The 15840-nt window shown below is 63.2% G+C and carries 17 protein-coding genes and 1 pseudogene; 12 read left to right on the top strand and 6 right to left on the bottom strand.

Features of this window, described 5'->3' with window-relative positions:
- The 7 genes from E2C05_RS19155 to E2C05_RS19120 form a co-directional block, all read left to right on the top strand.
- The coding region (locus tag E2C05_RS19155; RefSeq protein ID WP_133221257.1) for a replication protein RepA at positions 1-951 on the top strand (951 nt) is incomplete at its 5' end.
- Between the two features lie 164 nt (positions 952-1115).
- Positions 1116-1778 (top strand): ParA family protein, encoded by a 663-nt coding sequence (locus E2C05_RS19150; protein ID WP_133221256.1) that lies wholly within the window; start codon positions 1116-1118, stop codon positions 1776-1778.
- Positions 1779-1806: 28 nt separating this feature from the next.
- On the top strand, positions 1807-2154 hold the full coding sequence (locus E2C05_RS34690; protein WP_240046789.1) for a ribbon-helix-helix domain-containing protein: 348 nt from the start codon (positions 1807-1809) through the stop codon (positions 2152-2154).
- A 274-nt stretch (positions 2155-2428) separates the two neighbouring features.
- Positions 2429-2932 carry a hypothetical protein gene (locus E2C05_RS19140; protein ID WP_133221255.1) on the top strand — a complete coding sequence of 168 codons (504 nt, stop codon included), beginning with the start codon at positions 2429-2431 and terminating at the stop codon, positions 2930-2932.
- Positions 2929-3111 carry a hypothetical protein gene (locus tag E2C05_RS19135; RefSeq protein WP_133221254.1) on the top strand — a complete coding sequence of 61 codons (183 nt, stop codon included), beginning with the start codon at positions 2929-2931 and terminating at the stop codon, positions 3109-3111. The genes E2C05_RS19140 and E2C05_RS19135 overlap by 4 nt, the downstream gene beginning before the upstream one ends.
- 523 nt (positions 3112-3634) lie before the next feature.
- Complete coding sequence (locus E2C05_RS19125) at positions 3635-4549, top strand: DNA methyltransferase (protein ID WP_133221259.1); 915 nt, start codon at positions 3635-3637, stop codon at positions 4547-4549.
- Positions 4546-5340: a DNA-methyltransferase gene (locus tag E2C05_RS19120; protein WP_133221252.1), complete on the top strand. Its 795-nt coding sequence runs from the start codon at positions 4546-4548 to the stop codon at positions 5338-5340. The genes E2C05_RS19125 and E2C05_RS19120 overlap by 4 nt, the downstream gene beginning before the upstream one ends.
- Here the strand turns inward: E2C05_RS19120 and E2C05_RS19115 are convergent.
- The 5 genes and pseudogenes from E2C05_RS19115 to E2C05_RS19095 form a co-directional block, all read right to left on the bottom strand.
- Positions 5324-6352: a 4Fe-4S dicluster domain-containing protein gene (locus tag E2C05_RS19115; protein WP_133221251.1), complete on the bottom strand. Its 1029-nt coding sequence runs from the start codon at positions 6350-6352 to the stop codon at positions 5324-5326. The genes E2C05_RS19120 and E2C05_RS19115 overlap by 17 nt on opposite strands.
- Positions 6345-8048 (bottom strand): hypothetical protein, encoded by a 1704-nt coding sequence (locus E2C05_RS19110; RefSeq protein ID WP_133221250.1) that lies wholly within the window; start codon positions 8046-8048, stop codon positions 6345-6347. The genes E2C05_RS19115 and E2C05_RS19110 overlap by 8 nt, the downstream gene beginning before the upstream one ends.
- Before the next feature lies 1 nt (position 8049).
- Positions 8050-8292, bottom strand: coding sequence for a helix-turn-helix domain-containing protein (locus E2C05_RS35450; protein ID WP_133221249.1), 243 nt, complete (start codon positions 8290-8292; stop codon positions 8050-8052).
- Positions 8293-8397: 105 nt separating this feature from the next.
- A pseudogene (locus E2C05_RS19100) lies at positions 8398-8952 on the bottom strand (recombinase family protein).
- 155 nt (positions 8953-9107) lie between these two features.
- Positions 9108-9791: a hypothetical protein gene (locus E2C05_RS19095; RefSeq protein WP_133221248.1), complete on the bottom strand. Its 684-nt coding sequence runs from the start codon at positions 9789-9791 to the stop codon at positions 9108-9110.
- A gap of 283 nt (positions 9792-10074) precedes the next feature.
- On the opposite strand from E2C05_RS19095, the gene E2C05_RS19090 reads away from it, so the two are divergent.
- On the top strand, positions 10075-10647 hold the full coding sequence (locus E2C05_RS19090; protein ID WP_133221247.1) for a tyrosine-type recombinase/integrase: 573 nt from the start codon (positions 10075-10077) through the stop codon (positions 10645-10647).
- Between the two features lie 126 nt (positions 10648-10773).
- Positions 10774-11226, top strand: coding sequence for a hypothetical protein (locus E2C05_RS19085; RefSeq protein ID WP_133221246.1), 453 nt, complete (start codon positions 10774-10776; stop codon positions 11224-11226).
- Positions 11227-11423: 197 nt separating this feature from the next.
- On the opposite strand, the gene E2C05_RS19080 is transcribed toward E2C05_RS19085, so the two are convergent.
- A complete protein-coding gene (locus E2C05_RS19080) occupies positions 11424-11687 on the bottom strand; it encodes a hypothetical protein (RefSeq protein WP_133221245.1) in 264 nt (87 codons plus the stop codon).
- Between the two features lie 75 nt (positions 11688-11762).
- Here E2C05_RS19080 and E2C05_RS19075 point away from each other — a divergent pair, with 75 nt between their 5' ends.
- The 3 genes from E2C05_RS19075 to E2C05_RS19065 all read left to right on the top strand — a co-directional run bounded on the left by E2C05_RS19075 (position 11763) and on the right by E2C05_RS19065 (position 15087).
- Positions 11763-12092 (top strand): helix-turn-helix domain-containing protein, encoded by a 330-nt coding sequence (locus E2C05_RS19075; RefSeq protein WP_205082896.1) that lies wholly within the window; start codon positions 11763-11765, stop codon positions 12090-12092.
- Between the two features lie 125 nt (positions 12093-12217).
- The gene (locus E2C05_RS19070) at positions 12218-13951 is read left to right on the top strand and encodes a hypothetical protein (protein ID WP_133221244.1); all 1734 of its coding nucleotides are present in this window, start codon (positions 12218-12220) and stop codon (positions 13949-13951) included.
- Positions 13948-15087 (top strand): site-specific integrase, encoded by a 1140-nt coding sequence (locus E2C05_RS19065; RefSeq protein WP_133221243.1) that lies wholly within the window; start codon positions 13948-13950, stop codon positions 15085-15087. The genes E2C05_RS19070 and E2C05_RS19065 overlap by 4 nt, the downstream gene beginning before the upstream one ends.
- Positions 15088-15840: the final 753 nt, after the last annotated feature.

Raw genomic sequence — 15840 nt, 5'->3', positions numbered from 1 at the left:
CTCGCGCATGGACGTGACCGCGCCCGAGCCATGGTGCAACCTGAACAGCGCCCGTTGGTCGATATTGCCGCTCAAGTACTGAGCGACGACAACGGCAAAATCGGGATCTCCTACAGCGGCTTCTGCCTGACAAGCCTTCCCCACAAGCGCCTACCCGATGATCAACCTTGGGAGAAGCGGGGCCACCGCGTCACACTCCTGGTCGAACCAGGCCGTATGAAGCGTGGCTATGGGCCGGCCAAGATGGTCGGGGTACCGTATGGCGCCAGGGCCCGGATGATCCTGCTCTACCTTCAGACCCAGGCAGTCCGGACCGGCTCGCGCGAGGTCGAACTCGGCCGAAGCCTGCATGACTGGCTCGGAAGGATGGGCTTAGCCTGGGGCGGCGAGACCGGGAAAGCTTTGAGGGAGCAAGCGGCGCGGATCGCGGCCTGCTCGCTGAAGTTCTTCTGGGAAGGCGAGGACGCAAGCGGCTGGGAGGCAGGCCGCTTCGTCCGTTCAGGCCTGCGCTTCCACAACTACAGCGGCGACGAGCGGCAGAGCGATCTTTGGGAAGACCGCGTCGTCCTCGACGAGGCCTTCTACGATGCCCTGCGGCAGCATCCGGTACCCCTGCGTGAAGCGGCATTACGGGAACTTGCTGACCGGAGTGCGAGCCTCGACCTCTACATCTGGCTCGCCTACCGGTTACACAATCTCAGCGGCCCGACGCCAGTACGATGGGCGGCCTTGAGAGAGCAATTCGGGACCACATACAGCGAACTGCGGTTCTTCCGACGGGACTTCCCAAAGATGCTGAGCCCAGCCGTCTCGGCTTACCCCGAAGCCCGGGTTGAGCTCGAAGAGGATGGCGTAGTGCTTCACCCCTCCCCTCCGCCCGTGTCCGCCAGGGTGGTGTCTATAGGCAGCCCGAAAGCTAGGCGAACCCTCCCCCCCAAGACCGGGGGTTAACTCACACCCTTGCCCTTCGAAGCTTGGTAGGTGCCCAAGATCCCCACCCCCTGAAGATAGATATCTAAGCTGTCTTCGCCGTCCAAGATGTTGAGACATCGACGCTTGCAGATATCCAGTGATGGCGAGGTATCCTTTATTCTGGTTCGGGGGATCCATCGCTCATGGCCAGCATCATTACCATCGCCTCCCAGAAGGGAGGCGCGGGCAAGACCACCATCTGCCGGGTATTGGCCCCTACCCTCGCCCGGCGAGGATTGAGGGTGGCCTGCGTCGATGCCGACCCCAACCGGGGCCTAGCCGACTGGCACGGCCTCTACACGGGCCCGGCAATCACCCTTCGAGCCGAGGCCGATGAGCGCACCCTAGCGCGCCTTCCGGCCGAACTGGCGGAGACCCATGACGTGGTGCTCGTGGACACGGCGGGCTTCGGCTCACGGTCCATGGTGGTCGCCATCGGTGGCGCCGATGCCGTGCTGATCCCCTGCCAACCAGACCGCAGCTCCGTCCGAGAAGCCCAAGCCACAGCGGAGTGGTGCGTCAACTTGGCCGCCTCAGTCCGGCGTGAAATCTCATTCCGGATTACCCTAGTCGGCTTCGATCCTCGACGGGCCACCGACACCTTCGCCAAGACCCAGCTAGCGGAAGATCTCAAGCTGCCGCTCCTGGCCGCCTTCCTCTCCGACCGCACGGCCTACCAGGGTCTCTCTTGGTCCGGGATCATGCCGACCAGCGGCCCGGTCTGGCGTGAAGCGGAGGCTCTGGCGGATGAGTTAGCTCAGATTGGCTGGATATCCGCAGCTTCTCTACATACCATAGAATCCTAGATATCTAGTCTGTCTTAGGGATCTCAGCATGCAGAGGAACAAGGGGTTTCAGCCCATCTCAACCGGATCCAGGCTGAGCGGCGATGCCCTCCTGCGGGCGGTGGAGACGCCGATGGCCACGGTCCCGCCTGCTGCCGTCGAGCTCGCCCAACCAACGGTGCCCGCCAAACAGTCGCAGAAAGCGGTGCCGTTCATGCTGCGGTTGGCGCCTATGGTTTTTCAGGCGCTAGAGGAGGCAGCCGAGCGGGAAGGAACCACCATGACCGTGATGATCGCCCGGGCGCTGCGTGATGCCGGGTACCCGGTGCCAGAGGCGGACCTAAAGGACCGGCGCAGGCGGCGCGACTATGCAGCTCTCGCTGATCAAGCCAAGTAGGCCCCGTGACCGCGAAGGTGTGCAAGACGGTCACCGAGCTCGCGGTCACGGGCGTCGTGCTCCGCGGCGCAGAAGCGGGCTCTGCTCCAGCGTCCCACCGCGACAAGCCTGTGCGGCACGTACCGAAAGCCGGCAGCAGCCCGGGCCCAAGCCGTTGACCCCGTGCGGTTCTACTCGGCTTGGCCGGCTTGCACACCTTCGCGGCCGCAGGGCCTTCTACGATTGGGGGTGCGCCGCCAAGGACACGCGGCGCACCGGCAGGCAGTTCGTCAGCGTGACGCGCGACCCGGCCGGAAATCCGCCAAGCTTCACCGTCCCGTTCGACCAGCTGGCGGACCTTCAGGCCGAAGGCGACAGCCCGAGCACGAACCCGGCCGCGGCAGCGCTCGACAGGTGGCAGGCGTTCTTCGCCGGCGCCAGGCGCGACGATCCCGCATTCGAGCAGCTGTGGCCGATCTACGGCGCGGTGTGCGACGCCCTGCGCTTCGTCAGAGAGGCGGACGCCCCGCCGCTTGCGGCGGCATGGCAGGCCCTGGACGAAGTGACCCGCAGGCTGCCCGAAGACGACGAGGCAAGGCAGCGCGCCGAGGCCGTCATGGACCGCATCGCCGCCATCACCATGGGTCAGCCGTCTGCGCGATCGGAGAGCGCCGCAGCGGTAGCCCTGAACCTGCTGGCCTTTGTCGAATTCGGAGTGCGGGAAAGCGAGACGGCCGAACAGGTTCTGTACCGGTGCGGGAAGCTGCGCCGGGAGCTGGAGGCGAAGGGCGAACCGTGACCGACACGCCGAAGGAGTACGAGCCGACCGACTACGAACGGCGCGTCATTCACGCCCTGCAGCTCGTGATGATCGACAAGATGGCGAACAACTTCGACTGGCCGGAAGAGGGCGACGAGCTGGGATGGATGGAGGACCCGGACGACGAGGACGGCGAGGCCGACCGCGTGACGGGCTAGAAGGCGACAGGGCAGGCGTGTCCTGCTGCGCCGGCCGGGCCTTGCTCCCTCCGCTCGCCGTGCCAGCCGATGAGCTGGAGGAGATCAGCGCCCGGGCTTGTGGTCGCCAAGCTTACGGATAGTCCTGGTTATCGAGTTGTGGACAACGTCCGCGAATCACTTGAGGCGTGTTTTTTGCTGCACTAAACATATCTCATGCCCAGGCCGAGAGGACGCATCAAGACAGCCCGTGTGACGATCAACCTGGACGACCGGGCTTACACGGTGCTGGCGAGCCTTGCTCGCAGCGAGGATGTGCCAGTCGGCCAGGTCGCGCGCCGTGCGGTCATGGACTACCTGGCCCGGCAGGAGCCGTCGCTAGACCAGCCCGCTTTACCTCTCATCCGCTCAACGACCGCGGGGCGGCGATGACACTTCGCGTGCCCAAACGGCTTATCGGAAAGATCTCCGGTCGGCGCCTGCAACAAAAATGCCGGTATCAAGCGGCTAAAACGGAAAACCGAGGAGAACGATGACAGCCGCGATGAAAAAGAAGGCCCTCAAGGCCGCAGAAGAAAAACTTGAATCCGTCGAAGCGGCCGATCCCGTCGAGGCCGAAGAATTGCCCGCAACGGTCGATCCCCGCAATCAGGTTAACGACCTAACAGCTCGGGAATGGATACCTGAGACGGTTTCGGTATGGAATCAGCGTGGGCTTGGGGCTGGTCATCCTGACGCTCAGATTGAACGCCAACATCCTGCACCCTTTTCATTTACGGACGTAGGTCGCCTGATCCGGTTTTTCACCAAGCAAGGCAATGTTGTCCTCGATCCGTTCGTTGGTGTTGGCTCTACACTGAAGGCATGCGCCATCGAAGGTCGAAGCGGAATAGGCATTGAACTCAGCCCGACCTTTGCGGGCCTGACGCGGCAGCGTCTTGCAACCGAAGTGCGAGATATGTTTTCCAACGTTGGAGAGCAGCGCATTCTCGAAGGAGATGCGCGCGATCACGTTCCGCAAATTCCGGATGAAAGCGTCGATTTCGTTGTCACCAGCCCGCCCTACTGGTCGATCTTAAAAAAGCAGGATCATAAGGTCAGGCAGGAGCGCATCGAAAAAGGCCTAGCGCAAGACTACGGCGTAGATGCGCGCGACCTCGGGCGGATCGACAGTTATGAGGAGTTCTTGAAAGAGCTCTCAGTTATCCTTGGCGACTGCGCCAGAACGCTTAAGCGCGGTAAATATATGGCCGTTATCGTCAGTGATTTCCGCGACAAATCCCGGTACATCATGTTTCATGCCGACTTGGCGCGGTCGCTAGAGGCTTATGGCCTTGAGATGCGGGGGCTGAAAGTTCTGTATCAGCGCCACAAAAAGGTCTTTCCCTACGGTTACCCTTATTCTTATGTTCCGAACATCCATAACCAGTACATTCTGATCCTGCAAAAGCCCAAATGAGCACACGCGAAGAGATCATCTTGGGAGACTGCATCGAGGGAATGAGCCGCCTTGATGCAGGGTCGTTCAATCTGATCGTCGCCGATCCACCCTATAACCTGAATAAGGATTTCGGTCTCTGGAAGGAAACGGAGCGTAAAACAGAATGGCGGGAATGGACTCTGAAATGGCTTCAGAAGGCCAACCGCCTTCTATCCGACGAAGGAAACATTTTCGTCTATGGAATCCACCATCATATGTGCTGGGTACAGTGCATGATGTATGAGCTGGGGCTTGTCTATCGTCGGCAGATTATATGGAACTACGAGAACGGCTTTGCCGGTTACGGCAAACGGTCGCTCAATGCCACCTACGAGCCGCTGCTCTGGTTCTCGAAAACCGATCAATACATTTATTCTCCAATTCGCGAGCCTTACAAAAGTCAGGAACGGCTGAAACATAAAATCACCAAGAATGGGAAAGTGTGGGAGCCGAACCCGGAAGGGCGAATGGCTGGAGATATCTGGTCTTTTCCCACGCTGGCAGGCCGCCGGTTCCGGGACGAGAAAGTAAAACACCCGACGCAGAAGCCGTTGAGCATCTCCCGCCGGATCATCAAGCATTTTTCGAATCCGGGAGATACCGTGCTCGTGCCTTTTGCCGGCAGCGGAAGCGAGTGCGTCGCGGCCGTTATGGAAAAACGCGGCTTTGTCGGCTTCGAACTCAACCCTGATTACGTGCAGCTCGCGCGGGACCGTGTTGCAGCCGCCCGTCAGGATGCGGCCGGTGATCTGCTTACTTTGCCGGCCTGAACGCGCCCGGATAGGGCTCGTGTAGGACGCCTTCGTGCATTCCCAGGTTAGCAGCCAAGTCAGCGCCGCCAGCTCCGATGATGAATGCGTCGCCTTCGAAGCCATCAAGGCGAGAGCATGTCCAGAGCAGCGCTACCATTGCGCCAACCGTCACCGTACGACAGCGGACACCGAGTACATTCTCGATGTCCCGAATAACCTGATAGTATTCAGATCGCAAATTCGGAAGCGACAGGATAATGCTTACGGGATCAATATCCGCGACGACATAGCCGTATCTTGCGTGAAGGATGGCGACGTCTTCCAGAAGAGCACGCGGATTCTCAATAACGGCATTGGAAAGTTCGATTTCAGCGACGAAAGGACGGTTGCTCCGTGCGTAACCTACGGCGTCGATCCGCATATTGGTGTCACCCCGCCGACGTACGCGGGCATTCATGCCGATCTCGTGCAGCAGATTACGCACCAGCAGGACAGATTTTGCGTCGGGCAGAGAACCGACAGTCTCCGGTATCGCCGCAGCTGCAGGAGCATTGAGCTTGGCTAGTGTGCCTGTCCTGGTAGGCTTGGGATGTTCAGCTTGGCCACCTTTCGCCACGACCAAGCCGTCAGGATCGCCTGTGGCGATCGCCGCCGTCCTGCCCGCCTGCAGGCTGATCGCTCCGTACGGGCATCGAGCTACGCAGAGCCCGCAGCCGATGCAGGCATTCGCGTCGACCGTGGCCGCCGACGATGCTGCATCCCAGGTGATGACCTGTGTCGGGCATACGTCTAGGCTGGGATCGCCAGGATACGCTTCCAGCTCGCCGGCCAACGCCAGCTCACTGGGGTGCTTCTCCATGCAGGGCGCGTTTCCGCATCCAAGGCAGCTTCCCTGCCCTTCGCGGCCGTCCGCCAGCATCACCTTCGTGGGCTTCGACGGGCTGAACGTGACCTGCTCAGTGGCCGCGCCATAATGCCGGGCAAAGCCGCCTGCCGGGCGTTGGCCCTTGTGAATAACGAAATCAGACATTCAGAAACCCGCGAAGCTGGCTTAGCTGACCCGGATCGATAGTGACGCCTTCTGCAATGCATCGGGCGGCCAGGTGAGCAAGACTTTGAAGATCGATAACCCCAAGGCTCAGCCCATAAGCTGAATAAACATTGTCGATCAGGTTCGACATGTCGCCTCGTTCATTTGGAAGGCGATAGCCTACAACCAGGCTAGTCAGTTCCCGCACCGTGTCGAGACCGCCGCGCGACAGCAGGATGACTTTGTTTTCCAGGGCCTGCCGGACGGCTTTGGTCGCAAGAAATTCTTCTTCCGTGGGAGATTTTATTTCGACCGGAAGAGCAAGATTGCCGACCCAAACGCAAGCGTCCCAACGCTGATAATTAACCCCTCCCCTGGAGATGTCGCTCCGAAAACCGAGGATCTGAAACAGGTGAGTGACGAGAGGATAGAAGGTGGTTTTTGTGTCCTGGGCGTGAGACTGGGTGAAAGCCATAGCGGCTCGAAGAGGAGTGCCATGCCGTTGAAGAAGAGCTGTCAGCTCTCGGCGGACAGCGTCTGCCTCGGTGCTCCTTGATGCAGCAGCAGCCACGAGGCGTGGCGCAACGAAAAGATGCGACCGATTATCCCTCCCGGCAGCCGATCTCTCGACGTCCGCTGTGCCACGCTCGACACGTGCGGCTGCGGCCTGTGCAGGAAAAACAGCAGCGATGTCGGAGAGCGATAGCGCCTGAAACGGCGAGAATAGGAGATTTTCACCGGACGCTCCCCAATGCTGAAGCAAGGGAGCGGCTACCCGCTTTGCACTCTCCAGGCGTTCCGTCATTGGTGCTATGTCGAAGCCTGCTCGATCGAGCATTTTATAATGGGCAAGCAGGGCTACAGACTTACGCTGTTCGGCCGATATAGAATCCAGATCAGAAAGCCGAAGATCGCGAGCTGCGTCTATCCGCGCAGCGATCTTGCGGCCTTTCTCCGTCAAAGCCCAGGCACGATACTTTTTCCCGGTCCTGTCTTTAACAAAAACGGGGTCAACCCAGCCGGAATCCCTGAGCACGGCGATAGGCCAGCGCGTGTAGTTACACAGCGTATTGACCTGCGTTTTTCGGACTTCCGCGAGAGTTTGCAGGGCAGCTTTTATTGCCGCTTCGCTCTTCCGTGCCGCACTGATTTTCGCAACCGTGTTTGCGAGCGCGTCAGCAGCCCGGTCGGTCGGAGCGCTGAGCGGACCGATAATCATTTCATCTCGGGACAGATAGCCGCCTGAGGCCATCATGACCTTTAGGGTGAAAGCGAAGGGGCGCAAATCAAAATCCCCTTTAACGCTGAGAATGTGGGTCGGATATGCAATACCCAGAATGCATTCTTCGAGTAGCGGCCAATAATACCGCCCTGCCGCCACAAGCTGTTCGCCGAGCAAGGTAAAGGTGAAATTCAAACTGCTGCCCGGTGTAGGATGCAGCCATCCGAGTGTGCGAAACAACTCGGCATACATTTTCGCCTGATTGTAAAGCGGGTCGCGGCTCCGGTCTTCTCGCGTCGACCGATTGACCGCTTCAGCGCCCATATAACCCGAGGATGTCGCCAGATTTGCAGCGACAACCACCTTCACAATCTCATCGAGGTTTACTACCCGTCCGTTCAGCTCTTCAAAGGCTGATCCATAGACGCGGACGAAGTTGTCGATCGTTGAATTTGGGTTGGGAAACCGAAGCAATTTAGTCCCTGCTCCCTCTTGCGTTGTCGTAAGAGAAGAGTTCAGAGAGCGTCAGGCCGAGCCCATCCGCAATCTTGCATATTACGACAAGAGTTGGATTGCGTTCACCGCGCTCGACACCGCCGATATAGCTTCGGTCGATACCAGAGCGGTCGGCGAGTTCTTCTTGTGTAAGGCCGGTTTTTGCACGGGCTCGACGTACTGCGTCACCAAACGTGCTGCAATTTTCTTTCCCTCGGTCCATCGAAACAATTTCAGGGAAAGAAGACTATGAGTCCACGGACTATCAGTACCATTCGAAATGGATTGGCACAGAATTCGGCAGCCAAAGAAGGACAACGGAGGCGTGTTAGCCCTTCAGCGCCCGCCGCAGCGTGGCGACGCCGACGCCGACGCCGAGCAGCGCGGCCACTTCCGCCTTCTCCCTGTCCTCAGCGATCAGCGCCCGCGCATGGGCCAGGCGCTCCTCCGTCAGCTTGCGCGGCCTGCCGACATGACGGCCCCGGCGCTTCGCGGCGACCATCCCGGCCTTCGTCCGCTCGCGGATCAGCTCCCGCTCGAATTCGGCCAGGGCGGCGAACAGAGCGAAGGTGAATTTACCTTCCGGCCGTGTGGTGTCGATGGCGGCCCCTGCCCCGGTCAGCACCTTCAATCCGACGCCGCGCGCTTTCAGCCGCTCCACCAGGTCGAGCACCGACCGGCCCAGCCGGTCGAGCTTCCAGACTGTCAGCACGTCGCCGGAGGCGCAGGCGGCGACCGCCTGCGCCAGCCCTGCCCGGTCCTACCTGGCGCCCGATGCGCTGTCCTCGAACACGCGCCCACAGCCCGCCGCCGCCAGCGCGTCGAGCTGCAGGGCAAGGGACTGGTCATCGGTCGAGACGCGGGCATAGCCGATCAGATTCATGGCGGGAATTTTGGCGCACCTTTTTGAGCGACGCCAGCCCTTTGCAGATCAGGCACTTACAAAGCTGTGGATGACCGCTCGAAAGGGGTCAGTTAATCCGCTGCAGGAGGCGATAACGTGTAGTATGAAATCAAGCATTGTAAATTAAGGCTTGATTACCGTATCATACGAAATCCTGTTTCTGGCGCATTAAAATGAGTATAACTCCCCCTTATAGAGTCATGGTTTTGCCAAGTGCCGGTATAAACTTGTGGTCTGGGAAGTTGGGGGTTGTTTCTTACAAATATGATCGCGTTTTCTATCACTGAGCAACTTACGATGTGATCGCCCTCAATGTTGCTGCTAACGTGAGCCAGCCTTCCAACAAAACGTCCATCACAACGATCTATCCTAAAATCAAACACGTTCCCATTATCGGTCACTATTTGCCATTTTCCAATAGCATTAAAACCTTGAGGTGAATTGGCCGGCGCGGGACGACGTGGGTTGATCGGCAAAGGATCTGATGGTTCTTCCACCGGCCTGTTTAGGATGGTTGATAAGGCTCTTATTCTTGCAAGTTTTTCATCAGTAGTAAGTCTAGTATCTGAGAAAATCAGAACACAGCTAACAATTGTTAGATATTGCAGATGCCGAGCCGCATCGCTTCTGTTTGCACCAAAAACAACCTCTGTTCTGGTGCGTTCCGCTGCTCCTGTTATTTCAGCAGCGCCTATCCTAGCAATTGTTTGGGCTCGCGCGTCTAAATTGCCTTTTTCCTGCTGAGTGAAAGACTCACTGGTAGAGCCACAAACCTCTCGCGCCGTCTGCGCGTTAGCAGACAGTCCCGTGTGAATCATTATCAAGCTTATTAATGTAGCTTGGCAAATTGGATGCATAGTTGCGCTCCAGCGATGCATACGCTTGAAGGCGTAGGGTATGTTCAACCCTCGCGCAGCGACGTTCAAATAGTCGTTTGCTACATTATTGCTAATTCTGTATCAGCAGCCCGGCCGCGAGCTCCCTGCCCTTTCCCCGCGTCCTGTGGAGAACCCGACCTTCACCCTCGCGCCGGGGCGGGCAGTCTGTTACAGAATTCATGTGAACAGTCTCAAACGCATATCCGGGCAGCCCCAGGCGGGCATGCAGCTCTTCGACGCAGAAGGCCGCCGCCTCTACTTCACCGAGGAGGAGCGCCGCGCCTTCGTGGCGGCGGCGGCCAAGGCCCCGCGTGAGGTGCGTACCTTCTGTGGCGTGCTGCACGCGACCGGCTGCCGGATCTCCGAGGCCCTGGCGCTCACCCCGCAGCAGATCGACCTGTCCGGCCGTGTCGTGGTGTTCGAGAGCCTGAAGAAGCGCCGCAGGGGCGTCTACAGGGCCGTGCCGGTGCCGCCCGAGCTGCTGGACGCGCTCGACTTGGTGCACGGCATCCGCGAGGCGCAGCGGCGCGGCCAGGCCAAGGCGCTGCTGTGGCCATGGAGCCGGATGACGGCCTTCCGGCGCGTGCAGGAGGTCATACAGGCCGCCGGCATCCCGGATGGTCCCCACGCCTGCCCCAAGGGCCTGCGGCACGGCTTCGGCGTGCAGGCCGTCAGCCGGGGCATCGCGCTCAACATGGTGCAGAAGTGGCTGGGCCACGCTCAGCTCACCACGACCGCCATTTACGCCAACGCCGTGGGCGAGGAGGAGCAGAGCATCGCCGCCCGCATGTGGTGACAGGCGCGCCGAAAGGAGAGGCAAGCAGGGAGGCATATTAGGGTCCTTGACGGCGGCCTCAAGGACCCTTATTTGCCTCCTTGTAGGGAGGCGAATGCGCATCCCTGCTAGACAAGGATCTCCCTTATGCCTGTTCGGCACCCCTCGCTCAGCACCTTCAAACTGAACCACGACCGCCTTGGTCCGTCTACGGCCCTGGCCCGCTCGGCTCGCGGCCAGCAGATCATCGATACGCTGCTGTCCCGGGACGCGGTCACGGCCCTGGTAGGCGCCATTGATGCTGCGCCGTCTCGCCCCCCACAGCCAGCGCTAGACCGGCACCTCCTTGCCGCCATTGGGCTCGATGCTCTGGACGACGAGGTGAAGATCCTGATCGGCCGGATCATCCGCCAGATTGTGGAGCACCTTGGCGGCCATCACGTGCGCAAGGGCGTCCCAATCACGGTAGCCAGCATCTTTGCGAACGGGTCGATTTACGAGTTGCCAGGCACCACACGCGGCAAGGTGGCTCCGGCTGATCGCCGCGCCTGGGCAGAGCAGCAGGTGGCCACCCTTGGCGGGCAGGAGCGCGCTACTTAGGTCGCTCCCTCCGTCAAAGCGGCTACAGGATCAGCTAAGAAAGAAGGACGCGTCGGCCCTCGCCGGCGCGTTCCGTATCGGCAGGAGCGCCGCTCGAAAGGGGTTCCTTTTGGCGGCTTCAACGTGATCTCGGCGGCTCGTCACTTGACAGAAGCACCAACGCCCGGTCGCCGTTCTCCCTGATCACGAAAGTCACCTCATCGACGGGATGATTTAGGCAGCAGCCGGTGCCACTGCTCGCGCTGCGGCGGCGGCAGCGCCGCAAGCACCCTGTCGGCTGTACGCAGCCACTCCGCAACCCGCGGCGGCACCGAGGCGCGGCCGGTGCCCCAGTTGTCGACGGTGGTGGAGCCGGTGCCGAACTGGGCTGCCAGGTAGCGGCGCGACCAGCCGCGGCGGACGGCGATCGCATTAAACTCCGCCGGGGTCATTGGGGCGTCGATGGCGCGTTCGGCGTTCATCGTGCCTGCTCCCCCGCCCGGCCGGGCATGGTCCGCCGTGCCTCTCGGTCCGCCTTCAAAAGCAAAATGCACCCATTGCATGCGACCCGCTCGATGGTGATGGTGCCGCAGCCGCAGGGCATTCCGCCCCGATTCGGCCGGCCGAGAGGTATCCTTGTAATGGGCAAAATGCCCTCATTCAAGCCTGCAAGATCACCGGCGCCGGCGGCGCGGCGGGCCGCCCCGGGCCTGCTCTCGGTGCCGGCGGTGGCCGAGCGGCTGGACGTCTCCGTCAAGACCGTCCGGCGGATGATCGACGCCGGCGAGTTGCCGGCGCACCGCGTCGGTCGGCTCGTGCGGGTGTCGGCGGACGACCTGCTGGTGTTCCTGGCGCGGTGCCGGTTCGGGGTGCCCGTGTCCAGGTAAGTCCCTGGGAAGTCGGCTCTTCCCGGCCCGTCGTGAGAAGCCCTCTCAGGTCATCAGGTACATTCCCCGCCCATGCTCCTCACGAACGGCCCCTCCCGTCCCCCCCTGTCCACGCGAGTCCAGGCATGACCACCTTCGATGCCGCCCAGCTGGCGCTGTTCTCCGGCGCAGACGTCGTCGGCAACCTGGCCGACCTCGCGGCCAGGATCCGCGAATGGCCAGACCTGCCCGTCCAGCAACGCCGGGCCTTCCTCTCGGCCCTCAACACGCTGGCCAGGGCCACCGGCAGGCCGCTCGCCGCCCTGCCGGTGGCGCCGGCCCCGCTGCGCGCGATCCTCAACGACCTCACCCCGGCGGCTGCCGGCATCTCCGCGGCCAGCTGGAACAACGTGCGCTCGCTGCTCCGGCGCGCCCTCGCCCTGACCGGGGTGGCCCTGCCGGCCGGCCCCAGCCGGGATGCCCGGTCGGAAGCATGGCAGGCCCTGACCGACGGGCTGCCGGACTTCCGGGCCCGCCACCACTTGACGCGGCTGTCGCGCCACTGCAGCCGCGCCGGCATCGCGCCCGCCGAGGTCGACGACGCCGTGCTGGACCGCTTCCTGGCCCACCTCGAGGCCGATCCCCTGGTGGCGCGGCCCAGGAGCATCCACCGCGACGCCATCCGCGAGTGGAACCGCCATGCCGGCGTGCTGCCCGGCTGGCCATCCCGGGTCCTCGCGCCTCCCGACCGCCGCAAGGGCCGCGTGCTGCCGCAGGACGCCATCCCGGCCGCCCTGGCAGCCGACATCGCCGCCTGGCGCAGCCGGCTCGCCGGCGAGAACCTGCTCGCGGAGCGGGATTTTCGTCCACTGCGGGCGACCTCCCTGGCCACCCGGGAACGCCAGGTCCGGGCGCTGCTCGGGGCGCTAGCGCGCGACGGGTTCGACCTGACGACGCTGCGTGGCCTCACCGATCTCGTGGTACCGGAAACTGCAGCCCGTGCACTGACCGTCCTGCTGAGGGAGGCCGGCGGCGAGCCGACCTTCCACACCGGCCAGGTCGCCGGCCTGCTCTGCGCCATCGCCCGCCATCATGCCGACGCCTCCCCCGCCCAGGTGGCCCAGCTCGACAGGATTCGCCGCAGGGTCACGCCCCCCGCCAGTGGCCTGACACCACGCAACCGCACGCGGCTCAGGGCCTTCGACGATCCCCGCCGGCTGCAAGCCTTTTTGGCCCTGCCGCAGAACATCCGGGAGGAGGTCCGCCGTGCGGGCCGGCCGACCCGGGCGCTGGCACGGCGGCTGCGCACCGCCGTGGCGATGGAGGTGCTCCTCATGGCTCCGATCCGGTTGCGGAACCTACGCTCGCTGCAGCTCGGCGCTAACCTGCTCCGTGGCACAGACGGCACCCTCACCATCGTGCTGGAGCAGCACGACACCAAGAACCGCCTGGTCTTCGAGGCCGTGCTGCCGGCCGAGAGTTGCGAGCTGATCGAGCTCTACCTGGCACGGTACCAGCCCCTGCTCTGCCAGCGGCCGTGCTGCTGGCTGTTTCCCGACGAGGGCGGGGACGGGCCGATGAGCGACGACGGCCTGCGCCAGTCACTCATGACGCTCGCCCACGACCGCTGCGGCGTCGTCGTGAACCCGCACCTCTACCGCCACCTTGCGGCCAAGATCATTCTCGACCGGCAGCCCGGTGCCTACGGCCTGGTCCGCCTCACCCTCGTCCACCAGACAGTCGCCACGACCACGAGCTCCTACGCCGGCACCGAGACCCAAGCCGCCGTGCGGCACTACGACAGGATGGTGCAGCAGGCGCGCGAGAAAACCCCGGCGGCCGTGCCACGCCGGCGCGGCAGCGAAAGGCGCCGCGCATGACGGCATCTCCCCTGCCCCGCCCGTGCGGGGGACGCCGCCGCGTCGCCTGGCGCCTCGAGGCCTGGCCCGAGCAGGATCGCCGCGCCTGGGAACGCGCCATCACGCCCGGCGGCCTGCTGGACGACGCCGGCGACGCGGCCGGCTGGCGGCCCGCCTCGCGGCGGGCCGCCCTTGGCGTCTACGGGCGCTTTCTGGCCTTCCTCGATGCCCGGGGCACCCTGGATCCCACCGCCGGCCCGGGCGACCGCGTCACCCCGGCCCTTCTCAATGCCTATGTCAGCGCGGTCCGCAGCAGCTGTGCGCCGGTCACCGCGGCCAGCTATGTCGGTGTGCTCGGCATGACGGTCCAGGCCATGGTCCCCGGGCGCGACTGGGCCTGGCTGTGGCAGGTGCAGGCCCGGTTGCAGCACCTCGCCGTCCCGTCACGGAACAAGCGCGCCCGCGTCGTCCCGGCGGCCGAGCTCGTGGCGCTCGGGCACGACCTGATGGCGGAGGCCGGACAGCCCGCCGCGGCACGCCAGGCCGCCCTGGCCTACCGCGACGGCCTGATGATCGCGCTCCTGGCGAGCCGCCCCCTGCGGCAGGCGAACTTCCTCGCCATCGAGATCGGGCGGCACCTCCTGCGCGAGGGCGACGCCTGGCTGCTGCGCTTCGAGGGGCGGGAGACCAAGACCGGCCAGCCGCTCGAATTCGCCGTGCCGGAGGCGATGCACGACGCGCTGGCGCGCTACCTCGGCGAGGTCCGGCCACGGCTCCTGCAGCTCGGCCTTGGGCGTTTTCCAGAGGGCCGCGGCCGTCCCGCCGGGCAGCGGCTCTGGCTCACCGCCGACGGCACGCCCTGCAGCGCCGCGGCCCTGCAGAAGCTGCTCGAGACGCGGACGACGGCGCGCTTCGGGCGGGTGGTGAACACGCACCTCTTTCGGGACTGCGTTGCCACCTCGATCGCCGCCGGCGACCCGGCGCACGTCCGCATCGCCGCCAGGGTGCTCGGCCACGCCTCGCTGCTGAGCACCGAGCGGCACTACGTCGTCGCCGAGACCCGCGCCGCGCTCTCGCGGCACCAGGACTTGGTCGCGGCGATCCGTACGGCCTCGCCGGGCGCAGGAACGCAGGCTGGCCGTCGCCGCTACACATAGCGCCGCTCCCGCTTTTAGCGGGGACGGCCCGTGTACAGGCGGAGTGGCAACCGGGTTTTGGGCAGGGTCAAGACGGAGCCCGTCCCGTGACGCAGCCGGGTCCGACCGGGTTCACAGACGGGGTCGGTGCGGGGTCACCACGGGGGCGATCGAATTCCCTACAGACCATTGCACCGCTCACGCGGTGTCCGTCGGGTGCGGGGTCGATGCCGGGGTCAATACCAAGGTCATGAAGAGGTTCGGAACCGTGTCCGGCTGCTGCTTACGGCGACAAGGCCGACGGGGCGTTATTTGAGAGCCATGATGACCTCTTCCCGAACCGGCACTCATTAACGATCGTAACCAACCTGCCGATTCGCGCACGATCGGGGGTTAACTCACAGTCCGCCTATCCACAAAGCAGTGCGGCTATCCCCGGGGGAGAACTCACGCCACTTCGGGGGTCAACTCACGCGAATCCGAGTTATCCCCGGGGGGGAACTCACACACTCTACTAATTCTCTCCAACAGGCTTTCAACTAGCAGCGTGAGTTCTCCCCCGGTTGACGCAAACCCTGGGCAACGTCGATGGTCCAACTGTTTGGTGGAGACAGGAGATGGCTGAGGCGGACGGGGGCATTCGGCGCTTGGTACTCGCGCATGGACGTGACCGCGCCCGAGCCATGGTGCAACCTGAACAGCGCCCGTTGGTCGATATTGCCGCTCAAGTACTGAGCGACGACAACGGCAAAATCGGGATCTCCTACAGCGGCT

It is taken from the genome of Paracraurococcus ruber (assembly GCF_004353985.1).
In the GTDB taxonomy this organism is placed as follows: domain Bacteria; phylum Pseudomonadota; class Alphaproteobacteria; order Acetobacterales; family Acetobacteraceae; genus Paracraurococcus; species Paracraurococcus ruber.
The sequence above is the reverse complement of the archived record's forward strand: the minus strand, read 5'-3'. Positions and strand labels throughout refer to the sequence as shown.